Here is a 22,622-nt window from a genome sequence, read left to right on the forward strand (position 1 = left end):
ACTTAGAGTGGAGAGGTTGAAAACTCGGTGGAAACTTGTTATTCAGTGGACTATGTAGGTGATTGCTCAGATATATTACTTTTTATTCCATTATAGCAACTAAAAAGATAAAATACATTATTTTCTACGAAACTCTATCTGTTCAATAGAGGAAGACATCAATGAATAATGCTACTAGTTTCGATCTCGACTTACGGTTCGTAGTTTCTGCTTGGAAAATGATTTATTTTTATTTGCGGGTATAGGAATTCGAACGTATGTGTCGAATTGATTTAGAATAAATTTGAAGTATTTAAAAGGGAATTGATTTTATTGAGGAGTCCAGAGAGCGTTAAGAGGAGGAGCATATGTATTTAAGGAAGAGGATTGGAATTATTGTTCTCGTGGTATCCCTAATGGCAGGATTGTTGTGCCTCAAAGCATCAGATAAGGTGTATGCTGCGGCTCCAACATCAACAATTTCGATGGAATATACGCAGCTGGGAATCGGCAGCACCGCAAAGGTATTCTTTACGTTCTCGGAAGCGGTACAAGGTTTGGATATTGGAGACTTAACGGTTCCAAACGCTACGCTGACTGCACCTTCATCTTCGGATGGAGGCACTACTTGGACCGCAACTCTCACACCTAAACCAGATATTACAGATGCGACCAACGTCATAACCCTGAACAACGCAGGTGTGATGAATCTAGGCGGTATTGTAGGTATGGGCACGTCCACTTCGAGTAATTATACTATTGATACATTAAGACCGACAGCAACCATTGTCGTAGCCGATACGGTCCTTACCGCTGGGGAGACATCACTGATCACCATCACATTTTCCGAAGCAGTGACCGGCTTTAGCGTTGCCGACCTAATTGTTGAGAATGGTACGGTGAGTGGCCTTAGTTCCTCCAATGGAGGTATAACATGGACCGCGACATTAACGCCAGCTTTTGGTATCACCGATGCAACCAATATTATCACGCTTGATAATACGGGCATTAGTGATCTTGCGGGCAATACGGGCACGGGGACAACGCCTTCGAATAACTATGAGATCTATACCGCCCAGCCAACGGCAACGATTGTCGTAGCCGATACAACGTTGAATATTGGCAAGACGTCTGATGTGACCTTCACATTCTCTGAAGCAGTGACCGGTTTTACGCTTGCCGACCTTGTGGTGACGAATGGAACCATTAACAATCTGGCTACGAACGATAATATTACGTATACAGCAAAATTGACCCCTACCCCCGGCATCACTGCCGGAACGAACAAGATTACACTCCATAATACGGGTATAGAGAATCAAGGCGGTATAACAGGTATAGGTACAACGGATTCCAATAACTTCGCCATTGATACGGTCAGACCCACGGCAACGATTGACGTCTCCGATATGATCCTGACTGCCGGCAAGACATCAGAGGTCACCTTTACGTTTTCGGAAGCAATTACAGGCTTTACCAATGAGGACCTGACCGTTGCAAACGGTACGCTGAGTGCTGTGCATACATCTGATGAGGGGATTACATGGACTGCGACATTGATACCAACTGTAGGAATTGATGATGGAACCAATGTCATCACGCTTGATAATTCGGGCATTAGCGATATGGCAGGCAACGCAGGCACAGGAACTACTGCTTCGAATAATTACGCAGTCTATACCTCCCGACCAACGGCAACGATTGTTGTAGCTGATGGAACGCTTACTCTTGGCAAAACATCCTTGGTAACAATCACATTCTCTGAGGCAGTGTCAGGTTTTAATAACGCAGATCTGACGATCGCAAGCGGTACACTGAATACTGTCCGTTCAACCGATGGGGGAGTGACGTGGACAGCAACGTTAACCCCGCAAGCGAATGTGAGCAAATCGGTCAATGTCATCACCCTACAAAATACGGGAGTGTCCAATGGTGCAGGTAACGCAGGAGAGGGAATAACGGAGTCGAATCCGTACTCTGTTTTTACTGTACAGCCGGTACAAACAACAAGTCCGAGCAGTCCTTCTGCACCAATCGCCCCGATAGACAATACAGTCAAATCAACAACGGGTAAAATAACCGTTCCGATTGGTAAGTCAGGGTTGGTTAGCCTGGGCAAAGAGATTCAAATCTCAATTCCAGCAGGGGCATCATCTCGCGAGCTGACATTATCCATTGATAAAGTTTCCAATACGGAACCTTTGCTAACACATAAAGAAATTCTGGCCAGCCCGGTATTTGAACTTCTGAAGAATTTTACGGAGAACTTCCTCGTACCGGTAAAACTGACATTTACCTTTGATTCAACAGGTCTTGAGCGTCATCATTCGGCAGCTGTTTTTTATTTTGATGAAGTGAACAAGACATGGGAGAAAGTAGATGGAGGTATTATTCAAGGGAATCAAATCACAGTCGAGGTCAATCACTTCACGAAGTATGCTGTCCTTGTTGTTGATAAAACTAGTGGAAAGCCGGTCTTGGATAATCCAGTTGAACCCACCACTGAACCTGGTTTTAGCGATATCTCGGGACATTGGGCTGAAGCAAGAATTAAACAGGCTTCAAGCAACGGCATCATCAACGGTTATCCGGATGGAACGTTCAATCCGGGGAAGAACGTCACACGTGCCGAGTTCTCAGTCATGCTGATGGGTGCGTTGAATTCACAAAAAGCAGAAGTGGAACTGGTATTCTCAGATAAAACCGAGATCGGAACTTGGGCCAAATTGGCAGTCTCGCAAGCCGTGCAAGAAGACATTATTAGCGGTTATCCAGACGACACGTTCCGGTCGAACGCCAATATCACACGTGCCGAGATGGTAGTGATGGTTGCGAATGCACTCAAGGTATCTAATATAGACAATGCTACAACGTCTTTTGCAGATGACAAATCTATTCCTGTTTGGGCGAAAACCTCTGTGAAAACTCTGAAGGAACTTGGTCTTGTAGAAGGAATGGGTAACAACGAATTCAAACCTAAAGCACAAACCACCAGAGCAGAGGCTGTTGTTATATTAATGAACATGTTAGAGCAAAAAGGAATCATAGTTAACTGAGCAATATCTCGATCTCTATAGAGTGGAAAGTAAACTTGAATGAAAGATACTCTTGTTGCTGAACGTTGAGCTAGTATATGAGCCGTTATATGAGGTAATAAAGGCACCCTGCGGGGTGTCTTTATGTTTAGCCAGTATAAACATACCTCTTCTCTATCAATCTCCCAAATATTTTTACATACATTTAATATAATCTATGACTTTTCTGATTTGAACTATGGTAAAATATCTCAGGATGTAAAATTGGAGAGGGGTTTTGTAATTCATGTCTTGGAAAAAAGTTCTGGGCAAAAGCACAATTCGTATCGCTACTACTGCACTATTACTCACACAACTACTGGGGGCAGCAGGTTCAGTCTCTGCCGCAGGCAATGATGTAGAAGTACACTTGATTGGAATCAATGATTTCCACGGTCAGTTAGATACCACATCTATCGTTGGTGATAAAAAGGCAGGATCGGCTCCAATTCTAGCAACCTACCTGAAAGAAGCTCAAGCCAAATATGAACACTCCCTACTCTTCCATAATGGAGATTCTGTTGGTGCATCTGCTCCAGTCTCATCTATGGATCGCGACGAGCCTACCATGGAATGGATGAATATGATGGGATTTGATGTAGGGTCCCTGGGGAATCATGAATTTGACCAAGGTGTTGCTGCTTTGAAGGCACAGATCTTTGGTGGCCTGGATCCAAAAGAAGGTAAGGTAACACATGCTGGTGCAAAATTTGATTACGTTAATGCAAACGTCATTGAAACCGCTACCGGAAAAACACTGATCAAGCCTTATGTAATCAAAGAAGTAGGCGGAGTCAAAATTGGATTCATCGGACTAGTGACCAAATCAACACCTGCCAAAGTATCCCCATCGGGTACAGCTGGTGTGCGTTTCTTAAGTCCAGAAGAAGAAGTTGAAGCCGTTAATAAATATGCAAAAGAATTGCAAGATCAAGGTGTAGAAACGATCATCGTGTTGGCACATGATCCAGCAACCACCAAAGAAGGCGTAACGACTGGAGAAGCAGCTGATCTGGCAAAAGCTTTACCAGCAGATTCCCCTGTTGACGTTATCGTTGCAGGTGACAATCATGCTTTGGCTAACGGTGTAGTGAATGGAAAGTTGATCGTTCAGGCTTATTCCTATGGTACGGCGTTTGAAGATATCAAGCTGATGATTGATCCTGCCACCGGGGATGTAACTGAAAAATCAGCGACTGTTACAACGACTTTCCAAGAGGGTGTAAAAGAAGACCCTGAATCTTTAGCTATTATTAAAAAATCATTAGACAAGCATCCTGAGCTGACGAAGCCAGTAGGTACAACGGATGGTTCTGTTACCCGTACAGATGCTTATAATAACGAAGCCCCTCTGGGTAACCTCATTGCAGATTCAATGCGTGAAGCAGACTTTGGGGATAAGGCAAGTGCTGCTGACTTTGCATTTATGAATCCAGGCGGTATTCGTGCGGATCTGCCACAAGGCGATGTGACCTTTGCTGATCTTGCCAAAATCCAACCGTTTGGTAATACTCTAGTAAAACTTGAGCTGACTGGCGAACAGGTTAAAACCTTGTTGCAGCAGCAATGGGGTACCAATGCTGACGGTACACCTAATACCAAAACACTCCAAATCTCTGGTTTGAAATACACTGCAGATTTCAATAAGCCGGTCGCAGAACGTGTTACTGGTCTCAGTCTTGAAGATGGAACAACGATTGATCCTGCAAAAACATATACGGCTGTAGTTAACAACTTTATGGCTGCAGGTGGAGATAACTATAAAGTGCTGCTGGATGCTAAATCATCCCTGGCAGGTCCTATTGATCTGGATGTATTCTACCAATACATCGTAGACACGTATAAAGGCGGTAGCATCGAAGCTGAAAATGAAGGACGTATCACAAACCTGGCTGCATCTACCGAGCCAACAGAAACACCCGTAACAACAGAAGTCATTTCTCGTGCTGAATTTGTAAGTGCTCTGGTCGACATGTTGAAACTTAACGAAGTAGCTACAGCACCTGCATTCAAGGATGTTGCAGCTAATGCTGCATATGCAGATGCGATTGCTGAAGCTACGCATGCTGGATTCATTCAAGGTTATGGTGGAAACTTCTATCCTGATCGGGATATCACGCGTGAAGAAGCTGCTACCATTCTTGCTAAATTGGTAAAAGATCAAGCGACTGATAAAGATGCTGCTACGATTATTGCTAGTTTTGAAGACGGTAAATCCGTGTCTGCTTATGCAATTAAACCTATGGCAAAACTGATTGACAAAGGTATTTTTGCTGGAACAGATAAAAAATCACTTCAACCTAAACAAGGTCTTACTACTAACGATGCAAAAGCATTGATTGAAAAAGCTGTTGCAGCAAAAGCTTCATAATGTAGAACTTATTCAAACTTTATATTAAAACAGAGAAACACATCCTATCGGGAGAATGAGCATTCCTCTACGGATAAATCCTCTCATCAAGTAGTTCTTTACTTGGTGAAAAGGGTTTATCCAGGAGAATGCCATATCCCAATTTAGGATGTTTTTTTATGCTTAAAATCCACGATTCTATGGAGAAATCCATGTCTGAATTGGCTCTATGCTCTGGTTACCGCTTAGTGTTCAGAATTTGGTAAGGGCTCTAAAGTAAAATGGTAAGGCAAGCCATATGAACTTGATGAATTTTATCAGTTTCTGTTGTAAGGATGGAATGGCCAAAGGAAAGGGAAAAAGTTTCTGGTTGCTGCAAAAATTTTAGAAGTGGAGGAGATTTTCGTTTGAAACAAAAACGCAATATAGGTAAACCGTTATTGTCTTTATTTCTGGCAATGTTGCTCGTCATGCAGACAGTGATATACTCTACCGCCGCATATGCGGAGAGTGTGCCAACCGATTCCGGAATGGAAGCGGTCATTGAATCTGACTCACCGAGTGCCGACGAACCACTTTCGGAACCTGAGGCAGTGAACGAGGAACCGCTTTCGGTACCCGAGGCAATGTACGATGCACCGAACAATTTCGTAGCGATGGCGGCAGTCCCAACGGACAAAACAGCGGTATTTATGGAATCTAATTCAACCTTTCCGCTGGAAGTGACGCAGGGGAATGCTGTTATTAATCCGAACGGTATTATTCAGGGTAGACAGCCCTTTACGCTCAAATCGGAAGGTCTCAAGGTACCAGTGAATGGTGATGACCCAAATCCAACTAATGCAGATCCTGAGAAATACATCCAAAAGGGTGACTGGATCGAGCTGAAAAGAGAAGATTACTTCAAGGAAGTGATGCTGCCAACAGCTACTAAAACCTTGAATGCACAGACGGAATCAGGTACAAAACAGCTGGGTACCGCCTATTTCACTCCAAATAGCATCAAGATTGTATTTAACGGTGATGATTATTTTTTCAATGGTGTTGGACGAGGCATTGCCTTCAGCTTTGAATCTACTGCCGATGCAGATATAACGGGATTGGCGTATGGCGATAAAAAGCCGATCAACATCTTTGGTGGTGCATATCAGCTAGAGAACCCAGATGTTACAGCAGAGTATAACATTACTTTAAGCTCACCTGGAATGATCAGATGGGATCAGTATAGCTATCGCGGAATTCAACCAGCACAATTTGTTGAGGGAGCTGTTACCTGGCAGTCAACCGTATCTGCGTTTGATCAGTTTGATAAAACAATCAAATTGCCACTAGACGGAAAGACCTTTTATACGAATCCCTCAACGTATAATACCAGCTCTGGAAATGTCCGCGGCACCTATATGGAGGATTCATTTAAAGTAAATGACCAAAATGTAACTCCAGTCGTTGGTCCAGACGGATCGCTGACTTACATTTTTCCACAGGGAACAGGTCTGGATCCAAAGGTTGAATATAAAACATGGATTTCAAAGGAAGCTTATTATTACGAGTATCGGAATCCGCCAGCCAATCTCGGTCGCAGCCACCGGGATATGAATGGCAAAGTGGAACTGAGAAAAGACAATAATATGTTGGTGCAGTCAGGTTTGGAGATTGCCTTTGCTCCCGATTGGATTCAAGCCAGCGCTTCGTATGATCATGCAAATGAAACCATTACATGGAAGATCGCGGTTAACCAATATAACAAAAAAGGGTTAAAGGACTTTACCATCACAAATGTATTACCGGCTGGGCTGGAATTTGAATCAGCTGCATGGCAGACATGGGTAGATGGCGCTGTATCTGAAGAAACGCCAATTACACCAGATTCGAACGGCGTTTATTCCTTCGGGGATATTAACGGAAAAGTCGAATTGTTGATTAAAAGCAAGGCGATAAGTGGTTCCAGCTTCCAAATTGACCCTCGTGCCAACTGGAATTTGGATACACCAGGGGGTATACAGAACAACGATGTAATGACGGGTAAAAGACCTATTGCCGTGACGGATGAGGCAATCGTCAGCATTGGCGCACACACGTTTACAAAAACAGGCGCAGTATCAACCGAGGATTATAACTTGGGTAGTATCACGTGGACCGTTAATCTAGCACCACAGTACGCCTTACCTAACGCGGCAATATACGATGTCCTTGTGCATGGCGGTGACTTAAACGTCTTGGACAACGCTGTTGATGAAACCAGCGAGGTGAGTGCGGAGACAATTGCGAAAATTAAAGCAAATATCACTTCTGCGCAGCTTTGGAAGCAGTACAAAGCGGGAACTCTGAAGTCGAATGCAACCGGTTTGACGATGAAAGCTATTCCATTAACCGTAGACGGTAAAGTAGTGGCCGATTTGATCAAGGTGACCGGATACACCGAAGAAGCTGCATCCTTCAGCTTCCGTGCACTTGAGACCAACCCAAACATTCTCTTCAGACAGGATATTAACGCAGGGAAAATAAGCTCGAATCGGGCTTTGCTCATTGATGGCGAAACCGTAAAAGAAGCAAATAGCAGCGCCAACCTACACCTGCGTATGTTGAACAAGGATATGCTCTTTGCTTCGAGGCCATTAAAAGTAGATGGTACTTTTGAAAATGTGACGCCGAATAACGTTAGCAGTTACATTAGAAATGATAACAATGAAGCATGGACGATTTCTGGCTATGACAGGACAACCAAAACGGTCACATTCCGTTTAGGGGTAAATATGCCTGGATATAACACAGAAGAAATGGCTAAGGATGGCGGTAATCGAGTCATTAGTAATATTAAGCTAGTGGATACACTTCCCGAAGGCTGGGAATTCGTTCCTTTCTCTGAAACTAAGGATTTTGAGCTTTGGAAAGGATTTTCGGACAATGGCGCAGGAACAGAATATGGTGTTAGAAACGATGCTAGAACTCTAATTGAACCAGGTACTAGTTCTCATGTAGTCCATTTTTCACACATTGGAAACGAGGGTACTTTCACCTTCTCCAAGTTGGAAAGTCCTTATGTCATTCTGGTGAAGGCAAGACCTTCCAATGATGCTCTGCAGAAGTATTTAGAGGAATACACCATCAACGGCACGGACAAACAGGTGCTGTATAACAAAGCCGACCTTCATATGACATGGGGTGGAGTGGAGAAGGTTGTCACCGAACAGCGCAAAGTTATTGTACCTATTCAGACCCTTGGAAAGTCGGTAACTAAGCCAGTTCCAGGAGTGCTGGAATGGACGGTGAACTATACCCCGCCATTTAACATGAAGCAGGGTGTTTATTTGCAGGATACCCTGGGTGCAGGCATGAATTTGCGTTATGAAGAAAACGGAAAGCTTGTGCTGACTTCACCTAGTATGGCAGTCTATCCTGCCAAATTGACCGCAAGCGGCACTCTGGAACGAGAGGGCGCAGCACTGGACCTCAGCGACCCGAATGCTGAAGTACAAGTAGAAGCTGCACCAGGCGCGGATGGCACTACGGTTCTAACATTTAAAATGGACGACCCTAATCAGTTTTACCAGTTTGTGTACCAAACAGAAGTTGATCCATCTAAAGCGAAAGCTGGAGACAAAATGGGCAACGAGGTAAAACTGGAGGGCGATGACAATCTGAAATCTGTCAGTGCCAGAAGCGAAAGCACACTGGACAGTTCGGACGTGGCTGGCAGTTCAAGTTCCAATGCTCTGTTGCCCCTGAAAAAGGTCGATCCCGATGGCAATCCGCTAAAAGACGTAGAGTTTACACTCTATAAGAAAGACGGCGGAACTATAATCACCAAAGGAAAAACCGATAGCGGAGGGAAACTTAATCTGCTATTCCCTGATCCAGGGTATTATGAGCTGAAAGAAACTTATATCGACACCAATACTTGGCTGCCAACTACAAGAGTATACCAAGTTTATGTAGGGAATACGCCAGGAAAGCCCATCTGGGTAGACGGGGTGAAATTAACCTCTGATCATCCGCTGATCGTGCCTACACCGGCCCAAGGCAAGCTGACCATTACCAATAAGGTGGAAGGCAACGGCAGTGATCCGGACAAAGAGTTCGAGTACACTGTGACCATCACCGGCGAAGGTAAGGACAGAGAGTATACCTATAAGAAGTCGGATGATACGTTGGGCACGATCAAGAGCGGAGACAAGATTGCCCTCAAGCACGGGGAATCTGTGACGTTCCCAGCATTGCCTGCGGATCTGGTCTACACCGTAACCGAGGCTGATTATACATCCGTTGACGGTTATACGACGATACCGGGTACGAGAGAGCTGTCTGGCTCCATCGTGAATAAAGGTGATCACAAGGCGGACTTCCTCAATGAACGGACCGTTAACAAGCTGACCATCAGCAATACGGTCATGGGCAACGGCGGCGATAAAACGAAGGAGTTCGAGTACACCGTCAACTTTGAGGATGCAGGCAAAGAGGAAAGCTATTCTTACTTGAAGACGGATGGCAGCACAGGTTCGATCAAGTCTGGCGGTACCTTCCGCCTCAAGGATGGAGAGGCACTGGATATTTTGGGCCTGCCTAAGAATCTGAAATACACAGTTACCCAACAAGATTACACAACTGATGAATACATGACTACTCCTGAGGAACGGTATTATACCGGAGTCATGAAAGGCATTGATGAAGATGCCCCATTCACGAACGTGCGAGTCTTGAAGGGAGGCCTATTAATCAGCAACACAGTTAAAGGCAAAGATGAAGACAAGAAGAAGCTGTTTAAGTACACGGTTGCCTTCACCGGCGAGGGATCGGACGAATCCTACGTCTATGAGAAGTCAGACGGCAGCAAGGGCATGATCAAGAGCGGTGAGAGCTTCGAGCTTACGGATGGCCAGACGCTCATTGTCCAAGGGCTTCCAACCAATCTCCAGTATAAAGTGACCCAAGATGATTATATGCAAGACGGCTATGTGACTGATCCAGAGAGTCTCATTCACATTGGCACTATTCCAGAGAAAAAATGGTCTGAAGCACATTTTGCCAATACCCGACCGTATCTGGAAGGCGTGCTGCGTAACAATAACACAGGAGAAGTCATTCCGAATGCACCGATTACGATAACCGATCTGAAGACAGGCGAAGAGATTCAGACGCGGACGAATGAGAAGGGTGAATATTCAATTCCAGCCGTAGCGGATACCGACTATACGATCAGATATACGAAATTGTATCGGGTAGGCGGTAAGGATGTACCTGTTGAGTTTACGCAAAAAGCAAATGTGAACAGCAGTGTAACGGACGAGACTGTTCCAGCGGACATTACGGCCGTGGGTATCATTCTGTTCAAACAACTGGATGGAACAACAGTGCTATTCAACGATTTGTTGACTAGCCAGATGCATATCTATTTGAAAGACAAGGATGGCATTTATGTTAAGGAAAACGGGCAACCTAAAGCATTTCCTATGGCTTCGAATGGAACTTTCTCTGTGGAAGGGCTAAGCGAGCAGAAGTACACAATGGAAGTTCGCTATCAAGCTGAGACCGGCGAGGAATTGCTCCTCAAAGTGGCGCAACTTGACGTTAAAGCTAACGGTGAGCTGAATATTTCAGAGGAATTAGTCGACCCTTACGGTACGGTCTATGATGAAACGACAGGAGATGCCGTCACTGGCAAGAAAATTGATGGAGCCAAAGTTACACTGTATTATGCGGATACGCAGCGGAATAGAGATAACGGCCGCACTCCGGGTACGAAAGTAACGCTTCCAAAGGTTCCAAATTTCCCGCCGTACGACAACGAGAGCCCGGAGCAGAATAGTGATGCAGATGGCTTCTATGCGTACATGGTGTTTCCTGAAGCGGATTACTATCTGATCGTAACGAAGGACGGATACGAAACGCACACAAGTGGTACGATTTCAGTCGACTTTGACATTGTCAGGTACGATGTGCCAATGAAGCCAATTCGTTCTGGTGGCGGCAATGGCGGCAATGGTGGCAATGGTAACAACGGCGGCGGCACTGTAACACCAGATCCAGGCACCGTAACGCCTAGTCCAGGGACCGTAACGCCAGATCCGGGCACGGTAACGCCAGATCCGGGCACGGTAACGCCAGATCCGGGCACGGTAACGCCTGAACCAGGCACCGTAACGCCTGAACCGGGCACGGTAACGCCTGAACCAGGCACGGTAACGCCTGAACCAGGCACGGTAACGCCTGAACCAGGCACCGTAACACCTGATCCGGGTAACGATCAGATTAAGAACGATAGCAACGCGTTGGACGATGCTCCGAAAACTGGAGATAACAGCGTATCACCATTCTTGTATATGGTTTTGGCGCTGATGTCCTTAATGACGATCGGGTTCTGTCTGCTCGGGTACAAGAAGAAAAAGCACATCCAATAATGGAAGGGAAGGCGGTAAGAAAATGAGCAAAACTAAAAAAATTCTTATCGCTGTTTCCTTGCTTGTGTTGGTATTTTCACTTGTCAGTCTTGCGAGGACTTTCTTGCGAGACTATGCCGAGAAGCAGAAAATCGAAGAGTTAACAAAGGTTTGGAAAGAAGGATCAGAACAAGGTGGAGGGGATGCAATCCCCTCCCTTTTGTTCAATAAAGGCAATGAGCCGGTTATGCTTCCCGAATTTCGAGATCTTTACGAGAGGAACTCAGACATCGTCGGCTGGCTGAAGATTGACGGTACCCGAATTGAGTACCCGGTCATGCAGAGCCCACAGGATTCGGAGTACTATCTCAATCATGATTTTGATAAAAATGAAAACATAGGGGGACTCCCCTTTTTGGACACGCATAGCCGGGCTAATGGTTCGGACATTTTGCTGATTCATGGACATCACATGAAAAGCGGCTGGATGTTTAAAGATTTAATGAAGTACAAGGGAGAAAGCTTTTATAAAGAACATGCGACGTTCCAGTTCAGCACGCTTTACGAAAAGGAAGAGTATGAGATTGTTGCCGTTATTCTGTCAAAAGTTTATCGCAAATCGGACGACGTGTTTAAATACTACCAGATTGAGAATGTAAATACGCCCGCCGAGTTCGATTCATATGTTCAGAATATCAAAAAACTCTCTCTTTATGACACAGGTGTAACAGCACAGTATGGTGACAAGCTTATTGTACTGTCCACATGCGAGTATTCGACCGAAAACGGTAGGCTAGCGGTGGTGGCCCGAAAGCGTTAATTGACGATGCTGAAACACAAAATCAATCTGCTTTATTTCGCGTTCTCTCCATAGAGGACGCGATTTTTCTTGTCCCCGAAATAAGGTGCTCATGGACATGTGGCTTAAGGAATTACACAGATCGATAAATTCTGACGAATCCAACGAATACCGAGGATGTATACATTTGAGATGAGGACATGAAGGCCTGTTACAGTCCTCAAAATGGGATATGGCGGGTTAAATCGACAAATCTATGTTTCTATGATAGGGTTGAAGCATCCCATAGGCATTCTACTCTTCGGAGTAGAGTGCCTTCATGTATATCATGGGGACTTACATTAAATGTATTTTAAATTCAATTGGATCGTATATGGAGGTGGTGATGCTATGTTTCTCTCTTTAGCCCCAACAGGGGATGGTTGGATGAGTATGAAAAATGTGAAAATATCATTTAATAAAGAGGAGCGAACATAGCATGACTACTCGTTTTCAAGCGGAGACCCGCATTCCATTAAATTCTTCTCGACTTAAGGATCTACGTAAATCCGGACGTTTGCCAGGTATTGTGTTTGGCAGAAATACGGAGAATGAGATGATTCATATTCCAACAATAGAATTTCAAAAATGGTTAAAGCAAGGGGCATCTGGTTTTATTGAACTACAGTTTGAAGAGAAAGGCTCATTGACCGTATTATTGGAAGATCTTCAACGGGATTCGGTTACACGAGACTTGATTCATGTGGATTTTCAACAGGTGCAGACCAATGAGATCATGCGCACTAAAATTCCTGTCAAGTTCAACGGCACACCGATCGGCACAAAACAGGGCGGAGTCGTGCAAGTTCAATTATCTTCTATTGAAGTTGAGGCATTGCCTAGACACTTGCCAACGTCGATTGAATTTGACATTAGTGCTATGGAACTTGGAGAAACGTTACATGTAAGTGATGCAACGTTTGCTCCAGATGTAACGGTGATCTCTGAGGGGAATGAGTCTCTTCTCTCTGTAGTTAAACCTTAACAATTCCGAATTCGCAAAGCTGAATAAGTCAAAATTAGCCGTACGGGTGATCATCCGTACGGCTAATTTGTGCTGATTACGAGGTGTTGCGTGCTTCCATCCTCACAAGGCGGGTAGTCTGGAATTCACGTCACGTATGTCTTTTGCTCGCGTACAGGCGCAATGATCCTGATATTTCGCTACCCTTTCAAAGTTCACTCGCAAAATTCAGGTGTAAAGTAGGTAGACTCAGGAAAGGTAATCACTATAATGGAAATAAGATACATATATAGTTGAACCTGAACCGCTAAGGTCATTGGCATAACATTTCTAAACAGGGCGGTGAGCGAAAAGAAATGGACAAATTAAAGAATAGCGGATTCTATAAACTGAGATTCTTCATCACTCCTGAAGAGTTTAAAAGCCTTTTGCAGCTTTTGGAGCATCGGCAAGCGCAATTCCATCGTACCAATGCTACCCGAACAGAACATGATTATAGACAGGTGTACGAGGGGTATCAGACGTTCTATCAGTATTTTGTGGCAGGAGAAAAGAGAGATGACATCCATCCCTTCTTTGTTTACTCTATTTCGATTGCATCGGATCAAGAGAGTTCAGGATTTTTTGTGAGAAATGAAGAGGTTTCTTTTCCATATCACGGACAATGGGCAGAGGATGAACTGCCGTGTATTTTGTTTCATTTCCGAAAGGTTTTCAAGTTAATTTGGAAGATGAAGAAGGAAAGTACTATATTTATGAGGATATCCGGGACCATAAGCCGCTGACCTATGCGTTTTTCGATGAAATAAGAGATTCTATCAAAAAAATGACCAAACTCCTTCGCTTCTCAGCCTATGATGCAGATGCGATGAAGGAGCAAAAGCCCTCTGTGCGTATAAGCCATGATGCAATGCACGACTTGAGCCAATCGTGGATAATCAGTAAATATGGACTTGTGATTCATGGCAAATAGGAGGGGGACGAAATGATGTTCGCCCTAAAGCTTATCTGTACCTGGGTACTGCTAGTTGCCTCATGTTCAGCAGTATGGTGGAGTTTCAGAACAGAAAAGCTTATAACCATCTCCTGGCTGGCATTTTTGCTACCGGCTGTTTTCCAGCTAGCTACCGCTTTCCGGATCGGTCCAGGCCAAGCAAAGTCACTCATTGTGTTCGGCTGCATCAATCTGGTGTTTACTATCCTTGTGGGTGCGGGTGTTTGGTATCTAGTCCAAATAGCCAATTCATATCGAAGGGGCAAATGATCAACGAATGGAAAGGGGAACTCCACTCATGAAGCCAATGCAAGAAATAGAGACACTGGCCCTAGAGATCGCCGCTGCCGCCAGAACGTCTTTTTGCACCCTTTTTGAAAATGGTGAACGTTACTATTATTGTACGTTATACACTACTGGCGAGGGACATGCGCCAAGCATCTCTGCCTGGTCGTGGGAAGCTTTGGCGTTGGAATCGGCTAGGCAAGCAGAAGAAAGTGATACGCCGGTATCCACGATTGCGGATTTCATCAAATGGTCGTATGCGGATTCGCCCTATTGTTGTTTTGGGGATGATCACTTTGACGGTGTCAAACAACGATATAACGAGCGTCCTTTCATTGCGGAACTGGAGTATGATGATTGGAATCGCGAGTTGGATGTGAGGCTGAACGCTATGGAGTTGGCGATGAAAATGCTCGATGATGAAGGCATATTTGCCTTAAATCAACCGCGAGAGTCCGTATGTATCCTTATTGAAGTCATGCCGCCGGATAAGATCAATACCGAAATCGCCTTACGTTTGAATCGGGCGGAATCCCCGGCTATGCAAGCATGGTTGGCGGAGGCGGCAGAATAGAAGTATCTGCATTTGGGGAGTTTTGACTGTCTATGATGTACCGTTTCGACTCAATTGGCCCAATAAGAAGATACTGACAGTAGTTCTATAATTCGCGAACCACCTTTGTACATGAAAGGGTGGTTCTTTTTCATGTTTGATTTATGACCAGTTCCCCTCTCTACCACTGTACAAACACACTTTTTCTACCTTGTCCACATTTATACCTCACCAAAACTATTTAATTGCATTTAATAGACTATCAATAAAAAAGGAGGTTTTGAGAATGGGAAATAGAAGACCTGGAGCACCAAGAGGTGGTTATGACCCCGTTCAGATCTATAACTCGACTTCATTTAATGCGAGTGGAGTAGTGGAGTATGCATCTATCTTCTGTAGCAATGATAGATATAGTGTTCAGCGTGACGAGACTTGGAGATCTTCCGACCGTGGTGTGTGCCTGGTAACTAGAATCACCGCGACGGTTAGAACACCGAGTGGAAATATTGAAGCCGAGCCGTATACCTCTTCAGGTACGTCGTACAGCCAGTTCGCCATTATACAGGTAGGGGTAAATCAGTTCCGAGTGACGCGTGTTACAAGTGCGATTAGAAAATGCCGGAAATAACCGAAGAGGGTTAATATCAAGAACAGATACTAAACAGGAAGAGACGACTGGCCATGAGTAGGCTGGTCGTCTTCTTTTGCTTTAATGTTCTTTGTACCATAATATTCTGCGGTGCATCGAGGAATCTTTTAAAAGTCGGAAAGGCCGTAAGGCTGGTTGATAATTGCCTTCGATAATCCAAATTCGCCGTTTCTTGTCGATGGCTATATCGAACCCGACTTGTCTAAGCATAGGGTAATGCTCTCCCAATCGTTTGGCAGCTAATCGTGCAACTTGTTCCGCTCTGACAAGTAAGCGTCGATCTCCAATTCGAGCTAGTCTCAGTGCTTTAAGAACTGGAATGGGGCGGTTATTCACATTGGTGACTTGGTATCCTTGTGCTGCGACTTTAGCATAGGAACCTGTCACGTTCCAAGTGGACGAGGAGCTTTTTTTGCGCTGAACCATGATCCGAATGTCGAACGGCCTGTGTTTAATTTGAGCAAGCTGCAGACGCTTTTGGACAATATATTCATCACTTTTGATTGTTTGTTCGAACCATTCGAGTAACTGCTCGTTGTCTCTCATGGTGACTGTGTTATTTTCATTTTGAATACGATAAGCATTTGCACCGCTTCGTTTAATGAACAGGATCCCCCTTCCGTAACTGCCATTGCGAGGCTTCAGTACAACGCTGGGATACTGAAGAAGCATCTTCGTTAGCGTATCCTTCTCAAGCAACTGTGTTTCTGGCAACCGTTCGGCGAGAGAGGGCTCATCGCGCAGAATGCCATACTGCAACCATTTGTCTCTTTCGAATAACATTGGAATCACAGCCTTTTTTTCAATCGTCTATGGTAATTCTAATCCAATTCCGTGATTCGCATAAGTGACCATTCGTCCAGATTGTAAGTCGGAGCTTGTCCAATCGGTCGATGGCGACATAAGATGAACTATTACGAGAAACGACTGCATTCTGGGAAGGCGTGCATTCACGCTTCGAGTGGCTTCTGGATACGCAGGCGCACTTCTATCACCACCGTGGGCAACTGCATGCCATGCTGGTACATGTGCTGAAATGAGAGCCAAATGTGCAATTGTTCGAGTAGTGCTAGATTAACCCTCAACTAGCATTCAACTAGTATTTTTCGCCTATAAACTCGCTTATAAAAGAGTGCAACTTTTTTACCAATATATATACAAGTTATTCGTTTACTGTATACCTTTTCGATGTTATACTCACAATATTCAAAAAAGAATCTGTGAAAATATGTCGAATTGAGGCTTATCAGGATGATTATAGGTAGACAAAACGGCGAAACGATCATCCTCATTCCATCACTTGAACCGGATGAGAGACTTCCAGCCTATGTACGGCAATTGCGAGAGTATGGATTTACTAATATTGTTATTGTGGACGACGGATCGGGTGAGGCCTGCCAGTCGATTTTCGAGGAACTTCGTGAGAACGGTTGTGCTCTGCTAACACATGCGGAAAATCAGGGGAAGGGTGCGGCACTCAAGACCGGATTTCAGTATATTGCACAGCAATTCGATGCATCTTCCTTCGTCGTAACCGCTGATTCAGACGGGCAGCACGCGGCTGAGGATGTCTACCGCATAGCCCAAGAAGCCAGGCTTCACCCGGACTCGTTGGTGCTCGGGGTAAGGAACTTCAGTGAGGGGAACATACCGCCAAAGTCCCTGTTAGGCAATCGGATGACCTCCTTTATTTTTGCCATGCTGTATGGTAAAAAACTGTCAGATACCCAGACTGGGCTTCGTGCCTTCGGTCCAGGGTTACTTGCGTTTATGCAGGATGTTCGCGGCACTCGATTTGAATATGAGCTGCAGATGCTCATCTCGTGCATCCAATCGGGCATTCCGATTCATACCATGCCAATTCAAGTCATTTATGAAAATGGCAATGCAGGAACACATTTTAAAGCAGTCCAGGATAGTGCCCGAGTCATGGGTGTATTGTTCTCCAATTTCTTCCGCTTTATCTCTTCTTCCGTAGCCAGTTCTGTTGTTGATTTAGGTATTGCCTGGTTTTTGATCGACGCGTTGCGGCCCATGTTGGGTGAGCAGCACTATTTAAGAATTCTGCTGGCAACCGTGATTGCGAGAATTATCTCCATTGTGGTCAACTATGTACTGAACAGACACTTTGTATTTCGCAAGGAGAATAGCCAGGGAAGTCTATGGCGCTATCTGACGTTATGCGGAGTGGTGATCTTGCTGTCCAGTACCGGCGTATATATATTCCATACCGTTCTCTTCGTAGATGAGAAATTGGCGAAATTCGTCTGTGATGCCTTGCTGTTCCTGCTCAGTTTCCAATTGCAGCGAAGATGGGTATTTGCAGCAAGGAGGAAGCAGCTGTAGTGCAAAACGAAAAAAGGCAGAATATCTTTTTTATCATCACGATGATCCTGATGTCGATTTATCTGGTATGGCGTACGTTCTTTACGTTGCCATGGGGTGAAGGCGTTCTGAACGTCATTTTTGGTATGCTGTTGATTGTTGCTGAAACGGTCACCGTACTGACAACCTTTGAATTATTCTTTCAAAAGATGCAAAAAGAACGTACACAGCTTGACTTTCCAATCGTTCCGCCGGAGTATTATCCGGATGTGGATGTATTTATTGCTACGCATAATGAGCCCGTTGATCTGTTATATAAAACCGTTAATGCCTGTACATTCATGGATTATCCGGACAAGCAGAAGGTTCATATCTATCTCTGTGACGATGGAGCAAGACCTGAGGTGGAGGAGCTTGCCAAACAGTTTGGCGTGGGATATCTGGGGTTCCCCGGAAACAAGGATGCCAAGTCTGGTAATCTGAACAATGCACTGAGCAAAAGCTCTTCTCCGCTCATTGCAACGTTTGATGCAGATATGATTCCACAGCACACCTTCCTGATGAAAACGGTCCCCTATTTCCTGCTCTCTACGTTTATTAAGGAGAACGGGGAATGGCGTCCTCGCCGAGAGGATGAAATGGACCCTACGTTCAAGCTTGGACTGGTACAGACCCCGCAGAGCTTCTACAATCCGGATCTATTCCAGTTTAATCTGTATGCAGAGCAAGGCATTCCGAATGAACAGGATTTCTTCTCCAGAGAAGTGAACATCCTGCGTAATGCCTCCAATGCGGTAGCCTATACAGGAAGTAATACAATTATTTCCCGGCAAGGTATGGAAGACATCGGAGGTTTTCCGCTCAATACGATCACCGAGGATTTTGAGACAAGCATCCGCTTGCAGCAGGAAGGTTACATTACCTATGCCACTCAAGAGGTTCAAGCTGCCGGGCAGACAACAACAACAGTGAAGAGCATGATTAAGCAACGGATTCGTTGGGCACGGGGTATCATTCAGAGCCTGCAGAATACGCGTGCACCCTTGTCTGGGAAGCTTCCTTTCTGGACGAGAGTGACCTACTTAAGCAGTTTCTTATACTGGTGGTCCTTCTTTAATCGGTTGATTTTCATTTTGGCACCTATTTTATTTGCGTTATTCGACTTCCAGATTGTGAACACAACCTTCTGGCAAATCTTAATATTCTGGCTTCCATCTTATTTCTTCTACAGTGTATCCATGCGATATCTGTCCAGCAATATTCGGAATCAGCGCTGGAGTCAGGTTATCGATACCATATTCATGCCTTATCTGATCTGGCCGGTTCTCCTGGAGACGCTGGGTATTCGTGAGAAAAAATTCAAGGTTACCAACAAAAGCAGAGCAAGCGGTCGACAATGGATGTCTGCTCTGTTATATGCACTTCCGCATATCTTCTTGCTGTTGCTTTCCATTGCAGCCGTGATTCGGTATGTCAATGGCAAGTACGGCATTGCCTTGTTCTTCAGCAGTATCATTATTTTCTGGCTGATTCATAACATGATTGCGCTGTGTTACGCCCTGTTCTTCATGATCGGCCGCCGTGCGTACCGGGAGACAGAACGGATTCGGGCGCAGGAAGATGTCACGATTCACGACCAAGCCAACAATCTGCGATATCAGGCCAAGACAGTGGATGTATCAGAGCAAGGTATTGCCTTCTATGTCCCTTATCCCATTTACTTGGCTGAACAGAAAATCATCTCTTTGGTCGTCAAAACCGACCGGTATGAGGCCAATCTCGATGCAGTCATCGTTTATGTGAAACAGGATGGAGAGGGCTGGCGATACTCCGCAACGGTTCAGCCGATTGATGAGAATGATAACCGCCAATACATGCAAATCATCTACGACCGTAAACACTCCTTGCCAGAGCAGATGAATCTGTGGGATACGGCTTATGACGATATGTTACGTAATGTGAAAAAACGGATTGTTCAACCCAGATCTGATCAGCGAAAAATGCCGCGGCTTTCCCTTCAGCTTCCAGTTCATTTCACCAATGATGCTAGCTGTACGCTGCGCAGCTTCAATTATCGTTTCTTTTCCGCGACGGGTTTCCATGGGGATATTGCGGCAGGAGCGGTGGTTACTTTTTATACGAAGAGTAATATTGAAGTCATTTTGCAACATACGGGAAAAACGACAGCCCGTGAGCGCGAAGTGCTCCTCTCGGTGGAGAATATCGATGATATTGTAGAGAAGGGCCTGATCGACCAATTGCTGACGGATCTGATTCAGCCACATTCCGATCGTTCCACCAGAGAGGGTTAGGAGAGATAGAGATGCTCATTGTGCTTCATTTTGTGATGGGAGTTTTATTGATATTCTCCTTTCTTGGTTATATGCAGTTTGTACGGAAGGCACTATCACTACGTTGGGAGTTCATCCCTGTATTTGTGTTTTCCTCGATTGCCTGCTTTGTTTTTCTGAGTGGTTTGGCAGGGCAGCTCTTTACGGGCAGCCTTGTCATTCTAATTGTAGGTTTACTTTTGTATGGGGGAATGCTGTTTCTCAGGCTGCGCCGAGGGGCATCATTACGTATGTCCTTTTCCATATTCCAATTTTCATTTCTGGCAGGGACTTTTGTTTTCTTGCTGGTACTCTTTCAGAACCAATTAACACATTACGATAATTTCTCACACTGGGCTATCGTATTGAAGCAGATGTTGAGTACAGATGCCTTTCCGACGCCAGACTCCAACCTGATTGATTTTAAAAACTATCCGCTGGGGACTTCGTCGTTTATTTATTATGTCTGTCGCTTCATGGGGCACTCCCAGTCCGTGATGCTTTTGGCACAAGGTTTGCTTATCTTTTCTTGTTTTTATGCCATGTTTGGCATTGTTTCGGAGAAGAAACGCTTTCTTCTGTACGCTTTTCTCGGCCTCGGATTATCTACACTTTCTTTTTTCAATCTTACGATTCGGATCACCAATCTGCTCGTGGATTTCTTGCTTCCGATCTACGCGCTCGCAATCCTGGCGGTTATTTACCAATATCGTAATGAGATAAAAAAGGCATGTATTGTCGTTCTTCCGCTTGCGGGATTACTGACCATCATCAAAAGCACGGGTATTATTTTCACCGCGATCGGTCTGATTTTCCTAGTGTATATATGGCTAAAACATAAGCAAAAGCTCAGTTGGAAAACAGCGCTCGCTGTAGTGGGTACGATCTGTGGTGCGCTGATTCCCTACTTCGGATGGAGCTGGCGAATGGCAACGGTGTTCCAAGGGATTGATAACAAGTTCGATGTGGCTACCTCGGGGATTCAAGCCGGCAAAACGCCAGAGCAGATGCGTGATATTCTGTGGACTTTCCTCAAGGCCAGTACGGATCTGACGACACGGCCAGTGATCGGCATTGTTATTTTCCAGCTTTTCGCGATTGCAGCATCTGTATTTGCCATCGTTGTGCTCAAGAAGAAGTGGAACTTGTGGAAAGCATTGATTGCTTTGGACGTTGTTCTGTTACTGTACTATGCGGGTATTCTGGCGTTGTATCTCTTCTCCATGCCATTGGATGAAGCAATTGTCCTGGCTGGATTTGAGCGTTATGCGTCCAGTATCGTGGTGCTGTTCGCCGGTGGACTGGTGTTGTGCGCTGCGATCGACCTGGAGCGTTCGTTCCACTATCGGATCGGTGAAGTGCCTGATTATCAATCTTTTAAGACGGTTGAGACGAAAGGCCATTATCAAAAAGGCATTATCGGCTGTATGGCGGTTGCGGCCACCATCCTTTTGTCCGAATACAATGGTATCGTGTCTATCGCCCAAAGCTATGATACAACGCTCCCTTACAAGATTCATGCGGTTACTGGTGATCGGTGGTACTCAGGTGGGCAAGAGGATAATAATAGATATCTCTTCTACGCCTCAGACAGGGACCAACAGGTCACGAACTATTACATGCAATATGTAGGGAAGTATTTCTTGTATGCTCCTCACGTGGACGGAATTGTGTTGTTCTATGAGGACAATATGGACAACCTGTTGAGCGGCTACGATTATCTGGTGGTCGTCGAGACCGATCTCAACGCCAAGTGGTTGCTGAAAAAGCATTATGGCATTGACATGCAGGAAGGTATCTACAAAATCACCCGTTCCGGGGATGAGGTTGTTCTTACACTGACTTAGGCTATACATGCTGTTCCAGTCAAGTCATGATGTGGATGGGAAAGAAAGAGGTAGGTGCGG

General features: G+C 45.0%; 12 protein-coding genes and 1 pseudogene. 12 read left to right on the top strand and 1 reads right to left on the bottom strand.

The window, feature by feature from the left end:
- Window positions 1-347: 347 nt before the first annotated feature.
- The 8 genes from J2X75_RS18295 (at window position 348) to J2X75_RS18330 (ending at window position 16,039) form a co-directional block, all read left to right on the top strand.
- Complete coding sequence (locus J2X75_RS18295) at window positions 348-3,035, top strand: Ig-like domain-containing protein (protein ID WP_310338700.1); 2,688 nt, start codon at window positions 348-350, stop codon at window positions 3,033-3,035.
- 265 nt (window positions 3,036-3,300) lie between these two features.
- On the top strand, window positions 3,301-5,424 hold the full coding sequence (locus J2X75_RS18300) for a 5'-nucleotidase C-terminal domain-containing protein (RefSeq protein WP_310338702.1): 2,124 nt from the start codon (window positions 3,301-3,303) through the stop codon (window positions 5,422-5,424).
- Between the two features lie 386 nt (window positions 5,425-5,810).
- On the top strand, window positions 5,811-11,798 hold the full coding sequence (locus J2X75_RS30425; protein ID WP_310338705.1) for a DUF7601 domain-containing protein: 5,988 nt from the start codon (window positions 5,811-5,813) through the stop codon (window positions 11,796-11,798).
- A 22-nt stretch (window positions 11,799-11,820) separates the two neighbouring features.
- Window positions 11,821-12,597, top strand: coding sequence for a class B sortase (srtB, locus tag J2X75_RS18310; RefSeq protein ID WP_310338707.1), 777 nt, complete (start codon window positions 11,821-11,823; stop codon window positions 12,595-12,597).
- 457 nt (window positions 12,598-13,054) lie between these two features.
- Window positions 13,055-13,600 carry a 50S ribosomal protein L25 gene (locus J2X75_RS18315; protein ID WP_091035311.1) on the top strand — a complete coding sequence of 182 codons (546 nt, stop codon included), beginning with the start codon at window positions 13,055-13,057 and terminating at the stop codon, window positions 13,598-13,600.
- A gap of 664 nt (window positions 13,601-14,264) precedes the next feature.
- Window positions 14,265-14,552 (top strand): hypothetical protein, encoded by a 288-nt coding sequence (locus J2X75_RS18320; protein ID WP_310338711.1) that lies wholly within the window; start codon window positions 14,265-14,267, stop codon window positions 14,550-14,552.
- 319 nt (window positions 14,553-14,871) lie between these two features.
- Complete coding sequence (locus J2X75_RS18325) at window positions 14,872-15,432, top strand: DUF4303 domain-containing protein (protein WP_310338713.1); 561 nt, start codon at window positions 14,872-14,874, stop codon at window positions 15,430-15,432.
- 265 nt (window positions 15,433-15,697) lie between these two features.
- Complete coding sequence (locus tag J2X75_RS18330; RefSeq protein WP_047841001.1) at window positions 15,698-16,039, top strand: hypothetical protein; 342 nt, start codon at window positions 15,698-15,700, stop codon at window positions 16,037-16,039.
- Between the two features lie 81 nt (window positions 16,040-16,120).
- Here J2X75_RS18330 and J2X75_RS18335 read toward each other — a convergent pair whose 3' ends face one another.
- On the bottom strand, window positions 16,121-16,843 hold the full coding sequence (locus J2X75_RS18335) for a YheC/YheD family protein (protein WP_289390758.1): 723 nt from the start codon (window positions 16,841-16,843) through the stop codon (window positions 16,121-16,123).
- A gap of 125 nt (window positions 16,844-16,968) precedes the next feature.
- Between J2X75_RS18335 and J2X75_RS30390 the strand changes: the two are divergent.
- The 4 genes and pseudogenes from J2X75_RS30390 to J2X75_RS18350 all read left to right on the top strand — a co-directional run.
- Window positions 16,969-17,100, top strand: a pseudogene (locus J2X75_RS30390) (DinB family protein); the annotation flags it as partial.
- 211 nt (window positions 17,101-17,311) lie between these two features.
- Complete coding sequence (locus J2X75_RS18340; RefSeq protein ID WP_310338719.1) at window positions 17,312-18,406, top strand: bifunctional glycosyltransferase family 2/GtrA family protein; 1,095 nt, start codon at window positions 17,312-17,314, stop codon at window positions 18,404-18,406.
- The gene (locus J2X75_RS18345) at window positions 18,406-20,697 is read left to right on the top strand and encodes a glycosyltransferase family 2 protein (RefSeq protein WP_310338722.1); all 2,292 of its coding nucleotides are present in this window, start codon (window positions 18,406-18,408) and stop codon (window positions 20,695-20,697) included. The genes J2X75_RS18340 and J2X75_RS18345 overlap by 1 nt, the downstream gene beginning before the upstream one ends.
- A gap of 11 nt (window positions 20,698-20,708) precedes the next feature.
- Entirely contained in the window at window positions 20,709-22,562 is a 1,854-nt protein-coding gene (locus J2X75_RS18350; RefSeq protein ID WP_310338726.1) for a hypothetical protein, read from the top strand.
- Window positions 22,563-22,622 lie beyond the last annotated feature (60 nt).

This window comes from Paenibacillus sp. 2003, assembly GCF_031455635.1.
Taxonomy (GTDB): Bacteria; Bacillota; Bacilli; order Paenibacillales; family Paenibacillaceae; genus Paenibacillus; species Paenibacillus amylolyticus_B.

Bases quoted from the DNA above. Each gene is read 5' to 3' on its own strand.
- J2X75_RS18330 (WP_047841001.1), top strand. From the start codon at position 15,698: ATGGGAAATAGAAGACCTGGAGCACCAAGAGGTGGTTATGACCCCGTT.
- J2X75_RS18315 (WP_091035311.1), top strand. From the start codon at position 13,055: ATGACTACTCGTTTTCAAGCGGAGACCCGCATTCCATTAAATTCTTCT.
- J2X75_RS18350 (WP_310338726.1), top strand. From the start codon at position 20,709: ATGCTCATTGTGCTTCATTTTGTGATGGGAGTTTTATTGATATTCTCC.
- J2X75_RS18340 (WP_310338719.1), top strand. From the start codon at position 17,312: ATGATTATAGGTAGACAAAACGGCGAAACGATCATCCTCATTCCATCA.
- J2X75_RS18300 (WP_310338702.1), top strand. From the start codon at position 3,301: ATGTCTTGGAAAAAAGTTCTGGGCAAAAGCACAATTCGTATCGCTACT.
- J2X75_RS18295 (WP_310338700.1), top strand. From the start codon at position 348: ATGTATTTAAGGAAGAGGATTGGAATTATTGTTCTCGTGGTATCCCTA.
- J2X75_RS18325 (WP_310338713.1), top strand. From the start codon at position 14,872: ATGAAGCCAATGCAAGAAATAGAGACACTGGCCCTAGAGATCGCCGCT.
- srtB (WP_310338707.1), top strand. From the start codon at position 11,821: ATGAGCAAAACTAAAAAAATTCTTATCGCTGTTTCCTTGCTTGTGTTG.
- J2X75_RS18335 (WP_289390758.1), bottom strand. From the start codon at position 16,843: ATGTTATTCGAAAGAGACAAATGGTTGCAGTATGGCATTCTGCGCGAT.